The following is a 21,355-nucleotide window of genomic DNA, read 5'->3' on the forward strand; positions in this document are numbered from 1 at the left end:
GAAAAACGCCCAGCATGTGCCGAGCGTTTTTTTGATAGACGATTAGCTTGTGTACTAAGCTTCGCGAATAACTGCCTGAGCAGCGGCCAATCTGGCGATGGGTACCCGGTAAGGTGAACAACTCACATAATCCAGACCAGCCCTGTGACAGAATTCAACTGAACTTGGCTCACCGCCATGTTCACCACAAATTCCCAGCTTGATATCGGGACGGGTTTCTTTTCCGAGCCTACAAGCCATCTCAATCAATTGGCCAACACCTTCCTGATCAAGCACTTCGAAAGGATCATTCTTCAAGATGCCTTTTTCCAGGTAAACTGGCAGAAACTTTCCTGCATCATCACGAGAATATCCGAAGGTCATCTGTGTCAGATCATTGGTACCGAATGAGAAAAATTCAGCACTGGTTGCGATTTTGTCAGCCGTCAATGCTGCCCGTGGAATTTCGATCATGGTTCCAACCAGGTGATCGATAGACTCACCCGTTTCAGCAAACAGGGCTTTGATCGTTTCCCGAACAAACTCTTCCTGCATCTTCATTTCGGTCAAGGTTCCGGTCAACGGGATCATGATCTCCGGCTTGGCAACAATGCCTTTAGCTTGAAGAGCTAAAGCAGCACCCATAATAGCCCGGGTCTGCATCACGGTGATCTCAGGATAAGTGTTTCCCAAGCGACAACCACGGTGACCCAACATGGGATTGAATTCAGACAAATCTTCAACTTTTGCCTTAATATCAGCAACTGAAATGCCCATGACATCGGCCATTTCCTGTTGACCCTTTTCATCATGAGGAACAAACTCATGGAGTGGGGGGTCAAGGAGACGAACGGTAACGGGAAGATCCTGCATGGCTTCAAAGATACCTTCGAAATCCTTTTGCTGAATTGGCAACAATCTCTCAAGGGCAGCCTCTCGACCAACAACATCCTCAGCCAGGATCATTTCGCGCATGGCTATGATCTTATCGCCTTCAAAGAACATGTGCTCTGTCCGACAGAGGCCAATTCCCTTGGCACCAAATTCACGCGCGATTTTACTCTCCCGGGGAGTATCAGCATTGGTTCGAACATACATCCTGGCATATTTATCAGTGATGCCCATGAGCTTACCAAAATCACCACTTACTTCAGGATCAATGGTTTTGATCTTATCCAGGAAAATCTCACCGGTGGAACCGTTAAGGGAAACCCAGTCACCCTCGTTAAAGACTTCGCCATTAATTGTCATTGTACGGGTTTTGTAGTTGATTTTCAATTCTCCAGCACCGGACACACAGCATTTTCCCATTCCACGCGCAACAACTGCAGCATGAGAGGTCATGCCACCGCGAGCGGTTAAGATCCCATTGGCGATATTCATGCCTTCCAGATCTTCAGGAGAGGTCTCCATTCGGGTTAGAATTGTATCCTTATACTTATTTGCTTCGTCTGCAAAGAATACCAACTGACCGGTTGCTGCTCCTGGAGAAGCTGGCAAACCTTTGGTAAGCCGTTTTGCAGAAGCCATGGCTGCTTTGTCAAAAACAGGGTGTAGCAATTCATCCAATTTGTTTGGTTCAATATGCATCAAGGCTTCTTTTTCATCGATCTCGCCTGCAGCAAGCTGCTCCATGGCAATCCGTACCATGGCAGCGCCAGTCCGTTTTCCACTACGGGTTTGAAGCATCCAAAGCTTACCATCCTGGATGGTGAACTCAATATCCTGCATATCCTTATAATGATCTTCAAGCTTGGTTTGATAATCATCCAGTTCAGTGTAGATCTCCGGCATTAATTCTTCCAGAGAAGGAAAATTCTTTATCCGCTCCGCCTCGCTTACATCTGCCAGTACCGCCCAGCGCTCCGAGCCTAATTTGGTAATCTGCTGAGGTGTCCGCACACCGGCAACCACATCTTCACCCTGAGCGTTGATCAGGTATTCTCCATTGAAAACATCTTCACCTGTCCCAGCATCACGGGTAAAAGCTACACCTGTTCCAGAGTTGTCGCCCATATTACCGAAGACCATGGCCTGTACGTTGACAGCTGTGCCCCAGTCACCAGGGATTTTATTCATTTTGCGATAATAGATGGCTCTGGGGGTTTCCCATGAATCAAAAACTGCCATAACGGATCCCCAGAGTTGCTCCCAGGGATTATCGGGAAATTCTTTACCGGTTTGTTTTGTAACAGCAGCTTTAAATCTTGATACCAGATTTCTGAGATCTTCAACGGTGAAATCTGTATCCAATTCAACACCACGTTCTTCTTTTAATGCTTCCATGATGGCTTCGAAGGGATCGATATCCTCTTTGGATTGTGGTTTCATGCCGAGTACGACGTCACCGTACATCTGAACAAAACGGCGGTATGAATCCCAGGCAAAACGATCATTACCGGATTTTTTGGCCAACGCTTCAACGGCGCTATCATTCATCCCCAGATTCAGAACCGTATCCATCATCCCAGGCATGGAAACTCTGGCTCCTGAGCGAACGGAGATCAATAATGGATTTTCAGGATCACCAAATTTTGCACCCATGGTTTCTTCGGTTTGGGTAATAGCAGCTTCAACTTCTGCTTTGATCAGAGCAACGGTTTGTTCCTGACCAATTTTGTTATACTCGGTACAAACCTCTGTGGTAATTGTAAAACCTGCAGGAACCGGAATCCCCAGGCCACTCATCTCAGCCAGGTTAGCACCCTTACCACCCAGAAGATTCCGATAGGAAGCATCTCCTTCAGCTTTTCCTCCACCAAATACGTAAACATGTTTTGCCATTATTAAATCATCCTTTCACATCTATATATAAATTTTATTAAATCGTATCTCAGGTCTGAGTGACGAAAGTCCATGCCTCCAATTAAACGCTTCATAGCCCGATTTACCAGTATTTTCAGCCAACTCAAACCCTTCTTGCTTAAGCGTTCCAGATAGCAAAAAAGTCTGCCGTTGGCAAGTGAGTTTTTTCGTGGATTTTAGTGACTCCCGTCTAGATTTTAAGGTGAAGACCCTACTCATTCATGCCCTGCGATCAGAAGCCGGGATCCTGAAACAGCATTTTCCACAAGCTGATAAGATCTCTGCTCAACATGATCCTGGCATATTTGCGCTTGACCATAACTACGATTTGGTAAGAACAGGTGTGGGACTGGATCGTTCAAAATTCATCCTCGAACAGATTTCCAATATTAAAAATTATAATCTGGTCATTCATTTTGGGGTCAGCGGTGCTCTTGATGACAAACTGCAAATTCACACTCTGATCCGTAGTCATCAATTCAAAGCTAATGGTCAGCACATGATCACGCTGGATCCGCTCAAACATTTGGTACATCAAGGCGTAAAGGAAACCATTTTTTTTAGTAGTCAATCAGCTGTAATTGACGAAGTCTCCCGGGAACAGCTAATTCCCACTGGTGCCGGAGCCGTCGATATGGAATCCTACTCTGTGGCCGAATTCTGTCAGAACCAACAGTTACCGCTCCTGGCAATACGTTGTATCTCAGATCGAGCTGGTCACTCAACATCAGAGGATTTCCGTCGAAACTATAACTATGCTTCCAAAATACTTCAGGACTATCTTTTGAACAACCTGCTTAAACCCCTGAAGGCCAAGTCGTGAATATTTCAGTTATCATCCCTACCTATAATCGTGAGCGCACCATTGAACGAGCCATGCTATCGGTCTTCCGCCAGACTTATCCAGCCCTAGAGATCATTGTGGTAGATGATTTTTCAGATGATGCTACTGCTGAAATCCTGCTTGAATATAAAGCCAAGATCAAAATCATCACCAATGAGAGCAACCGGGGAGTCTCCTACTCCAGAAATATGGGAATCAAAGCCGCCAAAGGAGACTGGCTGGCATTTTTGGATTCTGATGATCGTTGGGATAAACATAAGCTGGAGACTCAAAAACTATTTCATGATACGAACCCGGATTTGTCCATCAGTCAATGTGATGAGATCTGGATTCGCAATGGAACCCGGGTAAATCCTATGGCCAAACACGCCAAGAAAGGTGGCTGGATATTCGAAGCGTGTATCCCTCGTTGTATCGTCAGTCCCAGTGCCACGATCATTCATAAAAATATTTTTAAGAAGATCGGACTTTTTGACTCCCACTTGATGGCTTGTGAAGATTACGATCTCTGGCTCAGGATCGCACCTCATTATGAAATCGGATTCCTCGACAAAAAATTAGTGACCCGTTACGGTGGGCACGACGATCAATTAAGTAGAAAATACTGGGGGATGGATCGTTTTCGCATTACAGCCATGGAAAAGCACCTTGATAGCAAATTGAACCCGGATTGGAAAAAAGCACTTCTGGAAGAGCTGGTATTTAAATGCGGTATCATTGCCGAGGGAGCCCGAAAGCGGGATAATCCTGAACTGGCTGAACGTTATCTGACAAAGCAAAAGCAACATCAGGAACGATTACAGGTATACTTGCAACAACCTTCGTAAGCGCTTCTACATAATGATGAATTAGTGAAACTGTTGGAACATGGGCATTACCAATTGGCTTCTTTCCGCGCCTACTACGATGGATATATACTCCAGCCTTTCACCCGTATTTAAGGGAGATCGCTGCCCGTCTTCATTTTCCAAACTTTGCCGTGGTAGGTTGTCGCTACATTCTCTCGCGAAAACGCAAAGCGCGTGTTTTGAAGTTCAAATGGCAATAAAGATCACTCAACCATGTCGTTGCGGATTCCAGCATATTTTAAGGTGGAGTATAGATTCCGGTAGAAGGGCGGCTGTACTTTTTCCATATGGCTCATAGCGGCCTGGTAATCATAGTCAAATCGTTCTACTTCCCATTCGATGGAATCACCTCTGATCTTTAAAAAGGCGACTGCTCCATGCTGGTTTTCATCAAAGGGTAAGCCAGTAGAACCCGGACACAAAACGCGGAGTTTGCCAAAATGTTCATTTCGAGGAATGTGGGTGTGCCCATGGACAAAGACAAAACGGCTCACTTGAGAATGCTTCTTCTGCTCATGATCACGCCACTTCTTCGCTTCTTCCAGAGTTGGCGGCAATTCATCACGACCAAACCAGGCGTGTGTAAACTCTACATAGGTGCCATGAATGCTCACGAAATAGGACATTTTCATGTTCTGAATGAATGTCTGGCCTTCATCACCCAACTGTTCTGCTGTCCACTTTTCATTGGCTATAATATCGATGCAGACTGGATCGTCAGGATCCATCCCCTCAATAGTGGGACGATCATAGTTCCAGATCTTCTCGAAAAGATAGCGATCATGATTGCCACGAATAAATACCGTGTTTTTCAGCTGTTGCAGCTTCTTTAGGACTGCTGCTGGTGCTGAACCCAATGAGAAATTATCACCTAGACAAATAATGCGATCCACATTTTTGTGCTGTTTGATCAGTTTTACAGCCTCATCTAGTGCGTAAATATTTCCGTGTATATCGGTAAGGATTGCGAATGTCACGGATTGTCCATCAACTTTAGGCATTAACCAGACCCCCGATTCGCTTCATATAATATTGTGTTAGTTGCATTGTATCATGATACCAGGGCGTGAATATCTCATTTCAACACTGCAAATCCAATCCTTTTAAAAGCTCGTGGATATATGTCATAATCTTGTAATGAGCTCAGCGAAAGGGTTGCCTTATACTGGCTGATTGAATATATTTGCGGCCGCATGAGAATGATGTTAAACCATACCATAAAATCCATAAAAGGAGATTCGATGAAACTGTCAAGAAACCTGTTGGTCTGGGTTGTGGGGCTCTTGCTGCTCTCAATTCTGGGATGTGATTCCACCGACATGACCTCTGCAAAAGTCTATCTGCAGCAGAAAAACTATGATAAAGCCGAAGAAATGCTATTGTTGGCTTTTGACAAAGAACCAACAAATCCAGAACCAGCTTATTTATTGGCTGTTGAGATCTATTCCCGAAGTAAAACCTGGGATAAAGTTGCTGAATACTTGAGCAAATCAGAGGCAATCGGACCAAATTTTGCCGAAAAGATCAAACAAGCCCGAGAAAAATATTGGGTGGATAATTTTAATTCCGGAGCTAATGGCTACAACGCCTTGATTAATGGAACAGCCAAAGATTCAGAAAAGGTTTTCACCAGTACGATCAAGGCTTTTGAAAATTGTATCATAATAAACTCTGAGAAACCAGAAGCTTATAGTACTATTGCACAGGTCTATCTTTTCAAGGAAGATTTTGTAAAAAGCAAAGAGTATATGGTCCTGTCTGTCGAAAAGAACCCAACAGACATCACTTCTCTGGTAAATCTCGGGAACCTTTATTTTAGGGATAAAGAATATGATGATGCACTGGTTTACCTGGACAGAGCTATGGAAGTTGACCCTGCCAATCTGAATGCCATCAAACAAATCGCCTTTGTTTACGATGCCAAGGGTGAAAAAGACATGGCTGCTAAAGCATATCTGAATGCGATCAACGCTGATCCTGAAAGTACTGATCTACATTACAATCTAGGGGTGCTTTACTTCCAGCAGGAAAAATGGCAGGATGCCGCCGATGAGTTCATCAAAGTGACTGAAATTTCTCCTACCGAGATTGATGGTCTATTTAACGCCGGTCTTGCTTTCGGCCGAATGAAGAACTATACCGAAGCTGAGAAATACCTGGAATTAGCCTATGAGATGGCTCCTGAATCACTGGATGTGGTTCATGAACTAAAAATGGCTTACTACCATAATTACGGTACTAAATCCAAGAAATTCAAAACGTTGGAAAAGGTCGAGAAAAGTCTCAAATAAGCTGTTCTCAAAGTAATTTTCAACAGGCCCTGCTTTTTAGCGGGGCTTTTTGTTTCACCCTCTCGCAAACCATTTATTTTACCTCGCAACTATTCAATAAAATGGAGATCTCCCGGTAATGCATATCTCTACGAAGTCGTCATAATACCCTAATTTGGCCTTTTTAGACCCCTGTATCTGCGCTACTTTCGATGCTATGATCTCCCGCTATTTTAGAAAAGTCTGTATTTGGGGATTGACTCTTGCCGGTTTCGGTTTCGGGCAAGAAGTTCCAATTCAAAACCCCCTTCTCTTACCCTTTCCCTCAGTCAATTCCGGTTTATCCTATTATTCCCTGGTTCCATCTCAAAATTTAGTGGTGAGCAGCCTGGCTGGTGGTTGGACTGCCCAAGATACCCTGAAGGGGCTCGCCTTTACATTTGATCTGGAGCTGCTGCGTTACCGGTGGTGGGATCATTTCTTTGCCCCTTCCAAGTGGGATGCTTATTCCAGTCTTGGGTATTCCATTTTTAATCAAATGGAGTCTATTGAACTCCCGGTAAGTTATCCAGCTTCCTTCCAATTGAACAATTCGGTGATCAGTGAATTCGAGATGAACGCTCTGATTACGGAATTTTACCTGAATAACCGTTTTGCCTTCAACTATAACCGACGTGGTGCCTTGTCTGCTACACTGGGAGCCGGTCTTGCCCATCTAGCCCTGTATCAGAATGATGCTGGTACGCGCCTCTTTGAGTCAAATGGTCTGGGGCTGCATTTCGGTCTTGGCTGGAAAACCACGCTGGCGGGACAAGTCGGAGAGCGACTTCGCCTGGGTATTGACCTGGGTTATTCAATGCGTAGTTTCGACCTTACTCAACAGAATGATGAACTGAAACTGGCTGACGGTTCTTCAGGGGCAATCTCACCTATCCAATCGATTTCTTTTAATACTCCTGACCTGAAGCTGAGCATTGAGTTCGGGGAAGCACTTTTTGCCGGCTACACGCCCTATCGCGAACCTTATAAATTAGGCCTCGTCGATATAAGTATAGGCATGGGTGTGATCGATCACCAAACCGGGGTTACCTTACAATTCGACTCTATCGGCACCTCACTAAGTATTCCTGCGCTGGCTACCATATCACAAAATTTCGACTTGCAATTCTTTAAGTATAACTGGCCGTTCCATTTTATTCGACAATCCAATATTGATATTCTGAGTGGGCTGGGTATCCGTTACTGGCGCAACATGCAGCGCACAAGTGTACCAGAGGGTTGGGCCAGACAGCTTACTGATGGCAGCCGTATCTTTTCCGGTATGAGTTTTTTCCCTAAGGTTTTGGACCTGTATCTAGACCATGAGCTTATTTATCCACTTAGTCCCAAACTCCACGCTAAATTCATAGCCGGGAGCGGATTTGCCACCATGACCCTTTATGAGAACGAGATCTCCGATAAACTTATTGATGCCAATGGACTGACCTGGCAGCTTGGTGGTGGGCTGGGTTATACATTAAAGGGAGATGGCAGTTCAAAGGTTAACCTAGGACTGAGTTTTACCTACTTGCATCAAAGCTTTGAAATCGACATGAATAACTCAAACCTTTCCCCGGTTGATCCAGCTGAGAGAATACCTATCACCTATATTGATCTGAGCCAACCGATCATCTCATTGGATATTGGACTCATTTTCGGGGGTAGCTCCAACGCAGCTTTAAAAGCCCACTCACTATTTAAGCAAAAACGTTACTCCAAAGCCCTGGAGATGCAGCATGAGATGTTGCAATTATACCCGGATCATCATAACAAAAAAGCCATCTTGCTGCAAAAACAGATGATCGAGGATTCTCTCGTCACGAGATACTATCGAGATGTGGATACCATATTATCACAGGGGAAACTTGAAAATGCACTGGCTTTGCTCACCCAGGGTGAGACTCCTCCGAATGAAATAGTGGCAAATTCAGTATATGAGATGAAGCGCCGTCTTGCTGACAAAGCTTTGACAAAAGCTGGAAACGCTCTGAAGCACCTTGATTATGACCAAGCTGAACAGTTGATCCTGCTGGCTTTAAAGAGTGATCCAACAACAGTACAGATCGCGCAAGTCCTATTAGCTCGATCCTATATCATCCGAGCCACTATTTTATATCAAGCCGGTGTTTATCAACGTAGTCTTTACTGGCTGAAGCAAGCAGACAAAAATTCAGATCGCTACAAAATGGTTACTACAGACCTGCGTCAAAAGATTGGGGATGGTCACCTGGATGATGCCAATGCAGGCATTCTGAAGTCTGACCGACAAATGGTATATGAATCCATGAAGGATGCAAAAAACCTGAATCCTATTCTGGGAGACATCGTTGATAAACATTTAATTGATCTTGAACATGCGATGGAGTTTGTGGAAAAACAACAACTCGAACCATTGAAACGGATGGCGCTGGATAATTTATTAGATGATGTTGCTGGTTTGAATCCGGAAAACTTCAATCCCAAGATCGGTATGAAAGGATCTCTCATCGCTCGCTATATTGGTCCTCCGGAACGCTGTTTTGAAGAGGGAAACTATGAGTTGTGGGTCTATCCCCGCCCTGAGGGTGTAGAGTTATGGCTGTATCTGCAAGAAGGAAAAATAGAACGAATTGAATATCAGGAATAGTGCTAAGTGCACCTCAAAATAGCAGGGAGTGTTGAGGTTGCCACCCGTCTATGTCTTCCAGACTTCGCCGTGGCAAGCAGTCGTTTCACTCCTTGCAAAGACATGGACAATTCCCTGCATTACACTTCAAAGTGGCGTTATGCTATTCACAATGAATACGATGAAAAATGAATGAATACCCATTATTTAGATCAGGCGGTGACCTTTAAGCCCTTGATAGATCTCCTGAATCACCACTTTGAATATCCCCCAGGCTGGTACAGCTAAAAACATCCCGAGTACACCAAACTGTGAACCAATGAGAATCAATAATATCACAGTTAAGGGATGCATCTCCATAGATCCCGAGATCACAATCGGTGAGATCAGATTGTTGTCGATCATCTGAACAATAAAGAACATCACGACAATATGGATGATATAATAAAAATTAGCCGCAGCCACCGGATCACCCAGATTGTTGAATAAGCTAACGATGATAGCCGGTGCCATGCCCATAAAGGGACCCACAAAGGGAATCATGTTGGCCAGGCCGGCAATGGAACCAATCAGAAACACTCCGGAGATATTTGCATCAAAGATCCAATTCAACAAACTCAAGCCAATGATTGATTGAATAGCCACACCCAGAGCGGCTAACAATTGTCCTCTGAGAAAATTGGTCAATTGCTTTTTTGTTTTGTAACTAATATTCAGGGACATCTCAAAATAGCGATTGGGAACGATCTCGATCAATCGTTTCATCATACGCGAGCCATCAACCAGAAAGAACATGGTGATGATCAAGATGAAAATAATGGTGGTCAAGGTGTTTAGAGCGCCTGCTAACAGAGACCCCAACTGTCCGAAGAACTGTGTTGATAAATTGGATATGATGTCCGTATCCAATTCAAAACTGGGAATATACCGAGCTATTCTGGCATTTATATCGTTCATAAAGGAATCCAGAGAGTCCGCAGCCATATGTCGCTGGATCACCTCGTTGATCCTGGTGACCTCAGCCAGCAAGGCCGGCACGCCTTTGACCAAACCGATCCCAACTGTAAAAAAGATACCCCCGAAAACAATTAAGGAACCAAATATTCGCTTCACCCCGGAAGACTCCATGCGATCCACAAGGGGATTGAGGATCACCGTCAGGATCGAGGCAATAACCAGGAGAAAAATGGCATCTATTACTAGGGGGAGTGCTTTATAGGCTCCAGCCAACAACAGGATTAATAAAAAGAAATATACCAGGGTTTTTAACAAATTCTGGTGAAAGAAACGTACCGATTGCGGGGCTATCTGGATCTGATTACTCATGATCTCCAGTCACATCCAGTTCTTCCAAACGCTGGTTCAATTTAAGTAACTCACTGTTCGTTCCGCGCAGACGGGTTGCCAACACCTCAGAAAGTGATAGAAGTATCTTGTTACCCAGAGCGGGCTTGGTCTTGAGGATCTCCATAAGGTCCGGACGATAAAAACCAATGATTGTACAATTATCCAGAGCTGTAGCTGAAGCGGAGCGGGGCGAATCATCCAGAAGGGCGATCTCACCAAAAAAATCACCTTCACCCAGTTCCGGTAATTTGGTAGGCTCCTGGTTGGGAACCTCAAAAAAGAGACCCACTCGACCATGGACAATGATATACATACCGCTTCCGGGATCGCCTTGTTTAAAGATGGGCTCTTTGGGAGTATAGGTACGAATATGCACTGCATGCTCTATGATCTTGATCTCTCGCCAGGACATTCGACTGAATATCTCCACTTGTGAAATGGCTAATTGCGCCTGACTGCGCTTCGGCTTCAGCTTATTCTTGTAACTCTCAAATATGGGATAGGATACTTTTGGTTTATCATTCATGTGAGCCTTCCAGATAAAATCTTACTTTGGATCAGCCTGTTAATTTTCAACCAGTTCCTGATCTGGCAATGCTATAAATCTACTTGGAGTAGATCATGCTAATCTTTACAGGCGCTCTAAGAATTCCAACATAAATATTGGGAGATACAAAGCTATTGAATTATTGGAGAATAATATCAACAGGAATAACCATTCTGGACATTGGTTTGGTCAACAGCATTCACATTACCAGCACAATGAGAATGGTTTTCGTGCGATCCAACATATTGATCAAAACAAGAGTCAGATTAATTGGATTTACTTATTTTGTATTTGTTTTAGCACCACAGCCCTGGGGAAATTGCCAAATTGAGCTCGAGTATAATTACCGTCAGGAGCAACCCAGAGCAAAAATCGGGTTCCTTCTGTGGCGATGACCGAAGTAAGGATATCATTATCATCAATGATGGCTTTGCCGCTGAGATAATGCAGGTCGGCCTGAACCAGGATCTGGTTTGCAACCAGGGTATGATCAGGATGGGGGTTGTCAGCAGTATATCGCCGAGCATGTGCTTCCCACAACTCACCATCAATGAACACGGGGAATTTCACAGGGAAAAAACCAGGATCCTGAGCCCTGGAGGCTAAAAAATGGGTGGCTGAGAATATGGTCATACATCCTGGCGGAAAATCAAGACTGAGACCATTTGAATAGATAACTTTTTGCCCATCGGAAGATCGTACAGCTCTGAGTTGAAATTGCATATCTCCCTCAGAAACTGTTTTTGACCAATCCAGGGGGGCAAAACTATCCCTTTGGAAATGAACCCTGTAAATGTTGTGGATGGGATGGAAAAAAGCGATAAATGGCTTGAGCTGATTGTCATAAGTAATCTGAACGCTGGTTTCGTCTTCCACCCAGGTCAGCGTCATATCAAGAAGTGGTATTCCCATGTAGGCGGCTTCATAATGGATCACTTGATCAGCAGGAGCAGCGATTGCACCCCAGCTTAGGCAGAATGTCAATATGATTATATATTTCATGACACTTTCATTGAAGTAAATGACAAATCATGAAACGCATTCTCATTACACTATATCTAACAGATTCATTTCTCATGATACTTCAGACTATTCATCAGAAAATATTATGGCTTCCAACTGAATTTTCCTCGGAGTCCCATGAGTCCTACATAGCTAATGTAGAAGGGCTGCACCACGAACCAAAGTGGGTACATTGGCAAAAGAGCTCCATAGCCAAAACGCTGGGCACCTGCCATCATTACCACACCTTCCGCCAAGAACTTAAGTGCCAAAGCACACCAGAAGAAAACATCGAACCAGCCAAACATCCCCATAATCAAGAGGAGAAAATTGCTTAAAAAGGCACTCAGAAGAAAAGCGAAAAATCGGGGTTTACGTTTCTCCAGTCCCTTGGAATTCGAGGACCAACGAATCCGCTGACTTAAAAACGCCTTGAGCGTATCCATGGGCATTGTTTGTACAAAATGATCCGGCTCAAAATTAAATCTGGCTTGTAAGCCGGTAGCTACTGGAATTGCCTGCACCAGATAAACATCATCCCCTGAAATTTTATGTGCAACAGGATTAAAGCCACCAATAGTAGTGAAAGCCGAGCGGCGGTAAGCCAAGTTTTGACCGGATCCGCTCCAGACCTGACCCTGGGTCATCATGCCTGCGTTTGCCACCATGATCCCAATAAAATCCAGGGCTTGATAACGCTGAAAAATTGTCCTCGCCTCAACCTGAGAATAACCAACCAAAACGCCCACTGTTTCATCCATCTGAGAAACTGCACTGGCAACCCAACCAGGACCAACTCGACAATCAGCATCTGTCGTAAGGATAAGCTCTGCAGTAGTTTGTTTCAGACATTGGGTCAAAGCATTCTTTTTTGGCGTCATATTCTCGGCCAGGGCGTTGATACGGACTGCGTGCAGATTTGTATGCCTCCTGGAAAATTGTTCTAAAATACTCCAGGTTGAATCAGTAGAGCGGTCATCAGCAATATAAAAGTCCAACTGTCCCTGGTAATTCTGCGCAGCGAGATCTGCTAATAGCTGAGGAAGATTCTGCTCTTCATTCCGAGCGGCGATTACCACAGCCACATCAGGATGATCAGATCGACCAGGCTTGGATAATTTCAGGAAAAGACCGCGAATAATAACGATGGTGAAACCAACATAAACCAGTGTAACTACGACCAGCAAGCCGCCAATAAATAGGTTCATGCTTTAAAGAATAAAAAATCCGGCAACAATGAAATAAACCACTACGCCAAGAATATCAACGGAAGTCGTGACAAATGGACCCGTTGCAACGGCTGGATCCAGATTTATCCGATTCAACAAAACAGGAACCAGAGCTCCAACAAAGGCGGCCGTTGCCATGGCTAAAATAATTCCCACGCCGATCGTGATACCCAATTCAACTGCTGTCATGACGCCAATATCCATGTAGCCCAGAAGCCCCAGGAGATAACCTGACCCTCCAAGGAGAATACCATATAGCGTACCCAACATAAAACCAACCTTGAGTTCTTTCAAAACGACCATCAAAGCTGTTGCCGAGTCAACTCTTCCTGTGGCAATTCCGCGGACAACGATGGTAGCTGTTTGAGTACCCACGTTTCCAGCCATACCTATGATGATGGGCAAAAATGCCATAAGGGCTAGAACCTGACCCAGGGTTTCCTCATAAGTCGTGATAATACTGGCCACCAACATACCACCAATCCAACTTGCAAATAGCCAGGGAACCCGAGTTTTAGCGTTTGAAAAAGCACTTTTCATGAGGATGTCACGGTCGCGACCGGCACCAGCCATCTGGAAAAAATCTTCTGTTGCTTCTTCACGAATCACATCGATCACATCGTCAACCGTGATAATTCCCATCAGCTTGTTGCCACTATTTACCACAGGTACTGCCAGAATATTATACCGTGAGACCATTTGAGCCACTTCATCCTGATCCGTCAACGGTTGAACGGAATGGACATTCATGGTCATCATCTGACTTAATTTTTTGTCAGGCTTAGATGTGATCAGGTCACGCAGTGAGATTACGCCAACCAGGTGCTGACGATCATCCACAACATAGAGATAGAATACCATCTCCTGTTCATCCTGATTCTGGATGGATGCAATGGCTTCACCTACAGTGGTGTCTTCATGAAGCGCAAAGACGTCTGGAATCATCAAGCCACCGGCAGAATTCTCAGGATAAGCCATGAGGGATTCCAGCTCCTCAGACTCACTATCTTTCAAGCGATCGAGGATTTCCTCAGCCAATTCAGCAGGTAACAATTGAAGAATGTCAGCCTCATCATCAGGAGACATCGCTTTCATCAACTGCATGGTTTTATCAATAGGAAGGGATGTTATCAGTTCTTCAATCAGGTGCTCATCCATCTCAGAGACGACTGCAGCGGCATGATCCACATTAATAATAGTCAAAAAGACGTCGCTGATTTCCTCAGTGGAAAGATGACGAAAGATCAAGGCCAGGTCGGCAGCGTGCAACTTAGCCAACATGTTCTCAAGATTGCTCTTGGCATGTCGACGCAAAAGGCGTCTTACGGTGTCAATATGTAGGTGTAAATCTCGCATGGGCTTGCCCTGAAATTAAGCGGGAATCATAGATAAGGAAGAAGGAAAAGGGGAAGGGTGTTGGATTTGTGCTTCTCCATAATGAACTTTTTTTATCCGCGGATTGCGCAGATTTACGCAGATTGATTTGAAAGGGTTACAGCCCCGATTGTTGCATGGTAAAACTTTCAAATCAAGCCCCAGCCTGAAGAAGTTGTGTGAAAACTTCATTGCGCCGGAATAATTGCTTGCTAATATTATCTTTAGTTATCTACGTATAGTGCTGTTACTACTGATACTTACCCCAAGCTTCAGCCTGGGGGTTATAAAAATATTAAAAAAGGAGGGCTTTAGTCCAACAATACTGGGCTAAAACCCAAAGAAACAGTAGATTATCATACCCCCAAGCTAAAGCATGGGGTAAGCGTTGTCCCTATTCTCACACAGCCTCTATACCCCTTATTCCCCTATACCTTAATACCCTCATAATACCCCAAACCTACTAACCCATCTCCCCTTTTTTATCTTCTACCTCCCATATTCAATATTCAAAAACATCCCCCATCCCCTCTACTTTCGACTATGTTCGGGCGATGATACTAGTTAATAGCATATATCTTGAATTTAAAACAACCGAGATCAATCTATTCTGTGATGAACTGGAAAAGATCGTTCGCTCAATTCGAAAAGACCTGATAAAATGACACCCATCAATAAAAAAGTCGTTATCGCCATGAGCGGGGGTGTGGACAGCTCCCTGGCAGCTCGTCTTCTGGTTGAGCAGGGTTACGATGTCATTGGTGTAACCATGAAGCTAGGAGGTTACATCGACACAGGGGATCAAACGACCCATGATAGTAACTGCTGTTCTCTGGATGATATCAACAATGCCAAAGCCGAGTGTGCCGATCTGGGGATTCCCCATTATACACTGGATATGTCAGCGGAGTTCAAGCAGATCGTCATCAAGAACTTTGTTTCTGAATACAAAGCCGGCCGCACGCCCAACCCCTGTATCATCTGCAATACTGAGATCAAGTGGCATGCACTCCTGAATAAACTGGATGACCTGGGTGTGGATTATCTGGCTACGGGACATTATGCCCGGAAAGTTCGACATGCAGCATCAGGACAATGGGTCATCGGGCGTGGAAAAGATCTGCACAAGGATCAATCTTACGTACTTTGGGGTATCCGGCCGGAAGACCTGAAGCGAACCCTTTTCCCACTGGGTGATCTTTCCAAAAAAGAAGTTCGGGAGCTGGCAACCCAGTCAGAAATGCGCACCGCTGATACTCCAGAGAGTATGGAGATCTGCTTTGTACCAGATAATGACTATCGCCGCTTCCTGAATGAACAGTATCCCGAAATGGTTGCTGCTGCACCTGCAGGTGATTTTATTGATGCGCGGGGTGAGGTCATCGGGCAGCATCAGGGTATTTTCAATTATACGGTTGGCCAACGAAAGGGACTGGGGTTGGCTACTGGTGAACGGGTATTCATCAATAAGATCGATGCAGATAATAATATCATTCACGTCGGTAATAAACAGGCTGCTGAAGCCATGACTTTCACTGTGAATTCCTGCAATTGGCTCATTCCGGAGATCCACATCCTTGATAAAGCGATCGATGTTCAGATTCGTTACAATCACAGTGCCATGCCTGCAGTTATCTCCCGGGTTTCAGAGAATGAGATCAAGGTCGTCTTTGAGAAGCCCGAAAATGCTATAACACCGGGACAATCGGCCGTCTTCTTCCAAAATGGGATGGTGGTTGGTGGTGGCATCATTAGTTCAGTTTAAAGGCTTGAATTACGTACTCTTTCCCCATGTGCTGCTTAAATTGACCCAAGAATGGAACCAATAATGAACAAACAATTAGCAGTAGTGATCATGGCAGCCGGGAAAGGGACCCGCATGAAACGGGATGATATCCCGAAAGTGTGTAACCTTGTTCTGGGCAAACCCTTGATCCAATATGTTGTGGATCAGGCAAAAAGTTTATCTCCAGCGAAGATCATTTGTATCGTTGGACATCAACAAGATATTGTAAGAAACACCCTTAAGAATGAGCCCATTCTTTTTGCTGAGCAATTGGAACAACTGGGAACCGGTCATGCAGTCCAGCAAACAGCCAAACTCTTAAGGGATTTTGAGGGTGATATCATTGTATTATCCGGAGATGTTCCCCAACTGCAAGGCACTACTTTAGCTACTCTGCTTAAGAAACACCGCAATGAAAATTTTGCTGCCACAGTTCTGACGGCTCTGGCTGATGACCCTACTGGTTATGGTCGCGTTCTGCGAACCGAAGATGACCTCTTCGATTACGTGGTGGAGCACAAGGATGCTAACGAAATTCAGCTAAGCATCAATGAGATCAACTCAGGCATTTATGTTTTTGATAGCAAAAAACTCTTTGCAGAACTCGCTAAAGTGGGCAACAGTAATGCTCAGGGCGAATATTACCTACCCGATGTTTTGCCTTTATTGCAAAACACAGGGGCAAAGGTAGGGGTTGAAATCTGCGAAACTTTTTCTGAAATTCAGGGTATCAACACTGTGGAAGAATTACAAACAGTGGAAGCGAAGATTTTAACCTCGCAGGAGTAACACATGAAGCCTGGAAAAAGCCAACATATTGTAATCATTATTACCATTCTATTGCTGATTCCTTTGCTGGTTCAAGCACAGTATAAACAGGATGTACCCAGCATTCCCGGTCTCAGATCATATAACACAGGCAGCTCCAGCAGTATTCTTGGTATTGATCTGTCCCGGGTAAATTTTTATAACAGTTATTCAATGCAAATGAGCTCCATGGGTGGTGATGCCGTGGCCATGGGTCTGCTGAGATCCAGTTTTGATTATGCGATCAATCCTCAGATAAGCGTTCGAGGATATGTCGGTCTCATGCACTCGCCTTTCTCCAGTATTACTCCTATTGATGAACAATACTCCTTTATCAATGGTTTTAACAATGACAATATTTTATACGGCGGGGAGATCACTTACCAACCAAAAGAGAACCTTTATTTCCATATTGGCATTAATAAATTGCCAACAAACAATTTAAATCAATTTTTTGCACCTAATTTTTACAGACCACGGGGATACTGATCTGACATGGCAAAAGTTCTGAACAGCAAAACCTCCAAACAATCTCGACGCGCAACCAAGAAAAATCGTAAAAAACGACCGGCTCAATCAGCTGATATGCTGGTGAATGTTCTCATGCTGGCACTCTCCGTGTTGGTCCTCACCTTTATCTGGTCTTTCTGGAATCGCCACACAAACAATCGAACGGTCGCTGAAGAAATGCGCTATTATGCAGAAATTCCCGAGGAAGTCACTCCTGAAACTCTGATCGCCAGCAAAAAGTACCCCAATGTGAGTGTTGAGATATTGAATGGATGTGGCGTGAGTGGTGTTGCTGCTTTATTCAAAGATATCGTTCACGAAAAGACCTTTGATGTACTAAACACGGAAAACGCTGCTCATTTTCACTACGATAATACCATTATTATCGCCCGAACTTCAAATACGGATGCCGCCTTTAAGCTGGCCGAGGAACTTGGGATCGATCGCGGTAAGGTTAGTATCGAAAAAGATGCCAGCCTGGCAGTTGATATCACCATGATAATCGGGCATGACTACAAAACTGTTCCGGCCTATAAGGCAAAAAAATCATAAGTTTTGACCCTTTTGCCTCTATTGTCAATCACCAAAAACCAAATAAATGAAATGATCTATGCCTGACAATTATTCAGCTTCAAAAAAGCTCGCTTTCGAAATCGGTGAGTTTGCCATGCAAAAGAAAGCCAACAAAGTAAAGATACTGGATGTCCATAAATTGACTTCCATGACTGATTTCTTTGTGATCTGTTCCGGAAATTCTGACGCTCAAGTGAAAGCAATCACCGATCATATCGTTGATGAGATTGCTGAAGTCGAGCGACCCTACAATCGTGAAGGTTATGATACTCGTGAATGGATCCTTTTGGATTATATAAATGTGGTTGTGCATATTTTTCACGAAGCCAGTCGGGATTACTATGACCTGGAACGATTATGGATCGATGCTGAGACAACTGAGCTTTCCGATGATGACCAGGTCCCAGATGCCGACACACCTCTTTTCGACAACCTCTAAAACAGCAGATAAAACAAAGATAGTCCAAATCATAATGTTTACCTATTTAGAAAAGCAGATCACTGCTCGTCTGGACCAGTTAGACTGGCCAACCGAACGACTTCAACTGTCACGACCCAAAAAAGTAGAAAATGGTGATTGGGCTTGCAATATTGCCATGACGCTGGCTCGTGACCTGAAACGCGCTCCCCTTCAGATCGCTGAAGAATTGATGGAAGGTATCGTCCTGGATCCGGAAATTGTCGAAAAACATGAGATCGTAAAGCCGGGATTCATCAATTTCTTCCAATCTGCCAATTATTTGGCCGCTCAACTGCAGTATATCCTGGACAATCGTGAAAACTATGGCAAGAATGACGTCGGTGCCGGTAAAACAGCTCAAGTCGAATTTGTCAGTGCCAATCCTACCGGTCCGTTGACAGTTGGTCATGGACGCCAAACAGTTCTGGGAGATACGCTGGCTTCAATCCTGACTTGGTCTAGTTATGATGTAACCAGGGAATATTATTTCAATAATGCCGGCCGCCAGATGCGACTATTGGGTGAATCATTAAAAGCTCAATACCTAACCCTCAAAGGTAATCTGATTGCACTCCCGGACGGGGGCTACGAAGGTCGTTATCTGGTTGATGTGGCGCAGCAACTTCTGACAGAGCAACCTGACCTGAATGCTGATAGCAAGGTGGACATCTTTAAGGATTTTGCCGAAAATTCCATTTTTGCAATGATAAAATCAAGTTTGGAACGCATTGGTGTCAGGCATGATGTTTTTTACAACGAACGTTCACTATATGAAACCGGTAAAATCGATGAAGTTCTCTCTCTGCTACAGGACAAGGGTCTGCTCTATAAAAAAGACGGTGCAACCTGGTTTAAAACAACTGAATTTGGGGTTGATCAGGATCGTGTATTGGTAAAATCAAGTGGGGAGCCCACCTATCGTCTGCCAGACATCGCCTATCACCGTGAGAAAATTACCCTTGGGTTCGATCTGGTAGTGGATGTTTTTGGAGCTGACCATATCGATGCTTACCCTGACGTGCTTTTAGCCTTAAAGGTCATGGGGCTGAAACAGGAACATATTAAAGTAGTTATTCATCAGTTTGTAACTCTGTTACGCTCGGGTGAAGTAGTCAAGATGTCAACCCGTAAAGCTAATTTTGTTACCCTGGATGAATTGATCGATGAGGTCGGGGCCGATGTGGTCAGATATTTCTACATCATGCGAAGCGCTTCCAGTCATCTCAATTTTGATCTGGATCTGGCGAAGCGACAAACGGAGGAAAACCCTGTTTTTTATTTGCAGTATGCGCATGCGCGTATTTCCAGCATTTTCCGTCGCGCCAAGGAACGTGGTCTGGATATTGATACCCGGAATGCTGACCTCTCACTCCTGAACGAGGAGCATACCATAGCGTTGATCAATGAGACCTTTGAATTTCCAGAGGTCATTGATCATTGTCGGCGAGCTTTGGAGATACATCATCTGCCTGGTTACTTGTACAGTTTAGCGACAGCGTTGCATAAGTTTTACACAGAGTATAAAGTGATCGACCTGGAACAACCCGAGCTTTCTAAAGCCAGACTGGCTCTACTTGAGGCAACTCAAATCACCTTGAAAAACGGGTTGGATATTCTGGGGATAAGCGCCCCGGATCAAATGTAATGTCCGTTTGACTTCACAGTGCGCGTATCTTGAAGTACAATTGGTATTATTCGTTGGTGCTGGCTCCGGCTCTGAAGGCAGACAGGATATTTTCCAAAGCAGCTTCGTCCTCAGTTGAGGGTGCTTTAGAACCCTCATAGCCTTTGATCACAAAATAGCCGATTTTATCAAAAAAATAGGTGATCCGACTGGTAAAAGTGATCAATTCCTGCAGGTCGGGAACATCATCTTCGCCCAGATTTTCCAGGATATTGATAAAGAGATTCCGGCGGGCTAGCACCAAGGCATAATAGATATCAGAAAGTGGAACAGCTTGTGATTTCCGATCCAATCCTACCTGCCAGAATATTTTGGCTATTTCCGCTGATGTTTTTTGCCAATCCAGCCACATCTTGAGTTGTTGATAAACAAAATGTGAATATTTAGTCAAACTTTCTTGATCTAACTGCTGGTAGGAACCTGTATTCTCATTCTCCTTTAGCAATTGGATCCAACTATCAGACAAGCTGTCGGCCTGTGTCTCCAACATGGAGATTAATTTTTCGATGATCACTACACCTATTCCTTCTCTATTAATCGGGACTGAAAGATATCATTTAAGCGAACTAATCCCAATTAAACCTCAGCAAGGTTCTGTTCTATCAAAAATAAAAGCCTCAACCAAATTGAGACTTTTATTGAATAT

At 44.3% G+C, this 21,355-nt stretch carries 18 protein-coding genes; 10 read left to right on the plus strand and 8 right to left on the minus strand.

The annotated features are described in order from the left end of the window. Positions 1–54: 54 nt before the first annotated feature. Positions 55–2,766 (minus strand): pyruvate, phosphate dikinase, encoded by a 2,712-nt coding sequence (gene ppdK, locus U9Q77_09225; protein MEA3287538.1) that lies wholly within the window; start codon positions 2,764–2,766, stop codon positions 55–57. Between the two features lie 187 nt (positions 2,767–2,953). On the opposite strand from ppdK, the gene U9Q77_09230 reads away from it, so the two are divergent. Both U9Q77_09230 and U9Q77_09235 read left to right on the plus strand, forming a co-directional pair. After that, positions 2,954–3,607 carry a hypothetical protein gene (locus tag U9Q77_09230; GenBank protein MEA3287539.1) on the plus strand — a complete coding sequence of 218 codons (654 nt, stop codon included), beginning with the start codon at positions 2,954–2,956 and terminating at the stop codon, positions 3,605–3,607. Continuing rightward, positions 3,604–4,455, plus strand: a complete 852-nt coding sequence (locus U9Q77_09235) for a glycosyltransferase family A protein (protein ID MEA3287540.1) — start codon at positions 3,604–3,606, stop codon at positions 4,453–4,455. The genes U9Q77_09230 and U9Q77_09235 overlap by 4 nt, the downstream gene beginning before the upstream one ends. Before the next feature lie 224 nt (positions 4,456–4,679). Here the strand turns inward: U9Q77_09235 and U9Q77_09240 are convergent, their stop codons facing one another. Next, positions 4,680–5,477: a metallophosphoesterase family protein gene (locus U9Q77_09240; GenBank protein MEA3287541.1), complete on the minus strand. Its 798-nt coding sequence runs from the start codon at positions 5,475–5,477 to the stop codon at positions 4,680–4,682. A gap of 240 nt (positions 5,478–5,717) precedes the next feature. Between U9Q77_09240 and U9Q77_09245 the strand changes: the two genes are divergently transcribed. Then, positions 5,718–6,767, plus strand: a complete 1,050-nt coding sequence (locus U9Q77_09245) for a tetratricopeptide repeat protein (protein ID MEA3287542.1) — start codon at positions 5,718–5,720, stop codon at positions 6,765–6,767. 235 nt (positions 6,768–7,002) lie between these two features. Further along, a complete protein-coding gene (locus U9Q77_09250) occupies positions 7,003–9,411 on the plus strand; it encodes a hypothetical protein (GenBank protein MEA3287543.1) in 2,409 nt (802 codons plus the stop codon). Between the two features lie 186 nt (positions 9,412–9,597). Here U9Q77_09250 and U9Q77_09255 read toward each other — a convergent pair whose 3' ends face one another. The 5 genes from U9Q77_09255 to mgtE all read right to left on the minus strand — a co-directional run bounded on the left by U9Q77_09255 (position 9,598) and on the right by mgtE (position 14,871). Further along, the gene (locus U9Q77_09255; GenBank protein MEA3287544.1) at positions 9,598–10,716 is read right to left on the minus strand and encodes an AI-2E family transporter; all 1,119 of its coding nucleotides are present in this window, start codon (positions 10,714–10,716) and stop codon (positions 9,598–9,600) included. Beyond that, positions 10,709–11,263, minus strand: coding sequence for a cyclic nucleotide-binding domain-containing protein (locus tag U9Q77_09260; protein ID MEA3287545.1), 555 nt, complete (start codon positions 11,261–11,263; stop codon positions 10,709–10,711). Before U9Q77_09260 ends, U9Q77_09255 begins: the two co-directional genes overlap by 8 nt. Positions 11,264–11,560: 297 nt before the next feature. Then, the gene (locus U9Q77_09265) at positions 11,561–12,286 is read right to left on the minus strand and encodes a DUF3108 domain-containing protein (protein ID MEA3287546.1); all 726 of its coding nucleotides are present in this window, start codon (positions 12,284–12,286) and stop codon (positions 11,561–11,563) included. A 104-nt stretch (positions 12,287–12,390) separates the two neighbouring features. Beyond that, complete coding sequence (locus U9Q77_09270; protein MEA3287547.1) at positions 12,391–13,494, minus strand: glycosyltransferase; 1,104 nt, start codon at positions 13,492–13,494, stop codon at positions 12,391–12,393. Between the two features lie 3 nt (positions 13,495–13,497). Next, positions 13,498–14,871, minus strand: a complete 1,374-nt coding sequence (gene mgtE, locus U9Q77_09275; GenBank protein MEA3287548.1) for a magnesium transporter — start codon at positions 14,869–14,871, stop codon at positions 13,498–13,500. Between the two features lie 679 nt (positions 14,872–15,550). Between mgtE and mnmA the strand changes: the two genes are divergently transcribed. The 6 genes from mnmA (at position 15,551) to argS (ending at position 20,670) form a co-directional block, all read left to right on the plus strand. Beyond that, entirely contained in the window at positions 15,551–16,654 is a 1,104-nt protein-coding gene (gene mnmA / locus U9Q77_09280) for a tRNA 2-thiouridine(34) synthase MnmA (protein MEA3287549.1), read from the plus strand. A gap of 63 nt (positions 16,655–16,717) precedes the next feature. Beyond that, positions 16,718–17,464: a sugar phosphate nucleotidyltransferase gene (locus U9Q77_09285; GenBank protein MEA3287550.1), complete on the plus strand. Its 747-nt coding sequence runs from the start codon at positions 16,718–16,720 to the stop codon at positions 17,462–17,464. 3 nt (positions 17,465–17,467) lie between these two features. After that, positions 17,468–17,971 (plus strand): hypothetical protein, encoded by a 504-nt coding sequence (locus U9Q77_09290; protein ID MEA3287551.1) that lies wholly within the window; start codon positions 17,468–17,470, stop codon positions 17,969–17,971. 6 nt (positions 17,972–17,977) lie between these two features. Then, complete coding sequence (locus U9Q77_09295) at positions 17,978–18,544, plus strand: LytR C-terminal domain-containing protein (protein MEA3287552.1); 567 nt, start codon at positions 17,978–17,980, stop codon at positions 18,542–18,544. Positions 18,545–18,602: 58 nt separating this feature from the next. Beyond that, the gene (gene rsfS, locus U9Q77_09300; GenBank protein MEA3287553.1) at positions 18,603–19,004 is read left to right on the plus strand and encodes a ribosome silencing factor; all 402 of its coding nucleotides are present in this window, start codon (positions 18,603–18,605) and stop codon (positions 19,002–19,004) included. 34 nt (positions 19,005–19,038) lie between these two features. Further along, positions 19,039–20,670 carry an arginine--tRNA ligase gene (gene argS, locus U9Q77_09305; protein MEA3287554.1) on the plus strand — a complete coding sequence of 544 codons (1,632 nt, stop codon included), beginning with the start codon at positions 19,039–19,041 and terminating at the stop codon, positions 20,668–20,670. Positions 20,671–20,716: 46 nt separating this feature from the next. Here the strand turns inward: argS and U9Q77_09310 are convergent, their stop codons facing one another. After that, entirely contained in the window at positions 20,717–21,223 is a 507-nt protein-coding gene (locus U9Q77_09310; GenBank protein MEA3287555.1) for a histidine kinase N-terminal domain-containing protein, read from the minus strand. Positions 21,224–21,355: the final 132 nt, after the last annotated feature.

The sequence above is a fragment of the Candidatus Neomarinimicrobiota bacterium genome (assembly GCA_034716895.1).
Lineage (GTDB): Bacteria > Fidelibacterota > UBA8477 > UBA8477 > JABMPR01 > JABMPR01.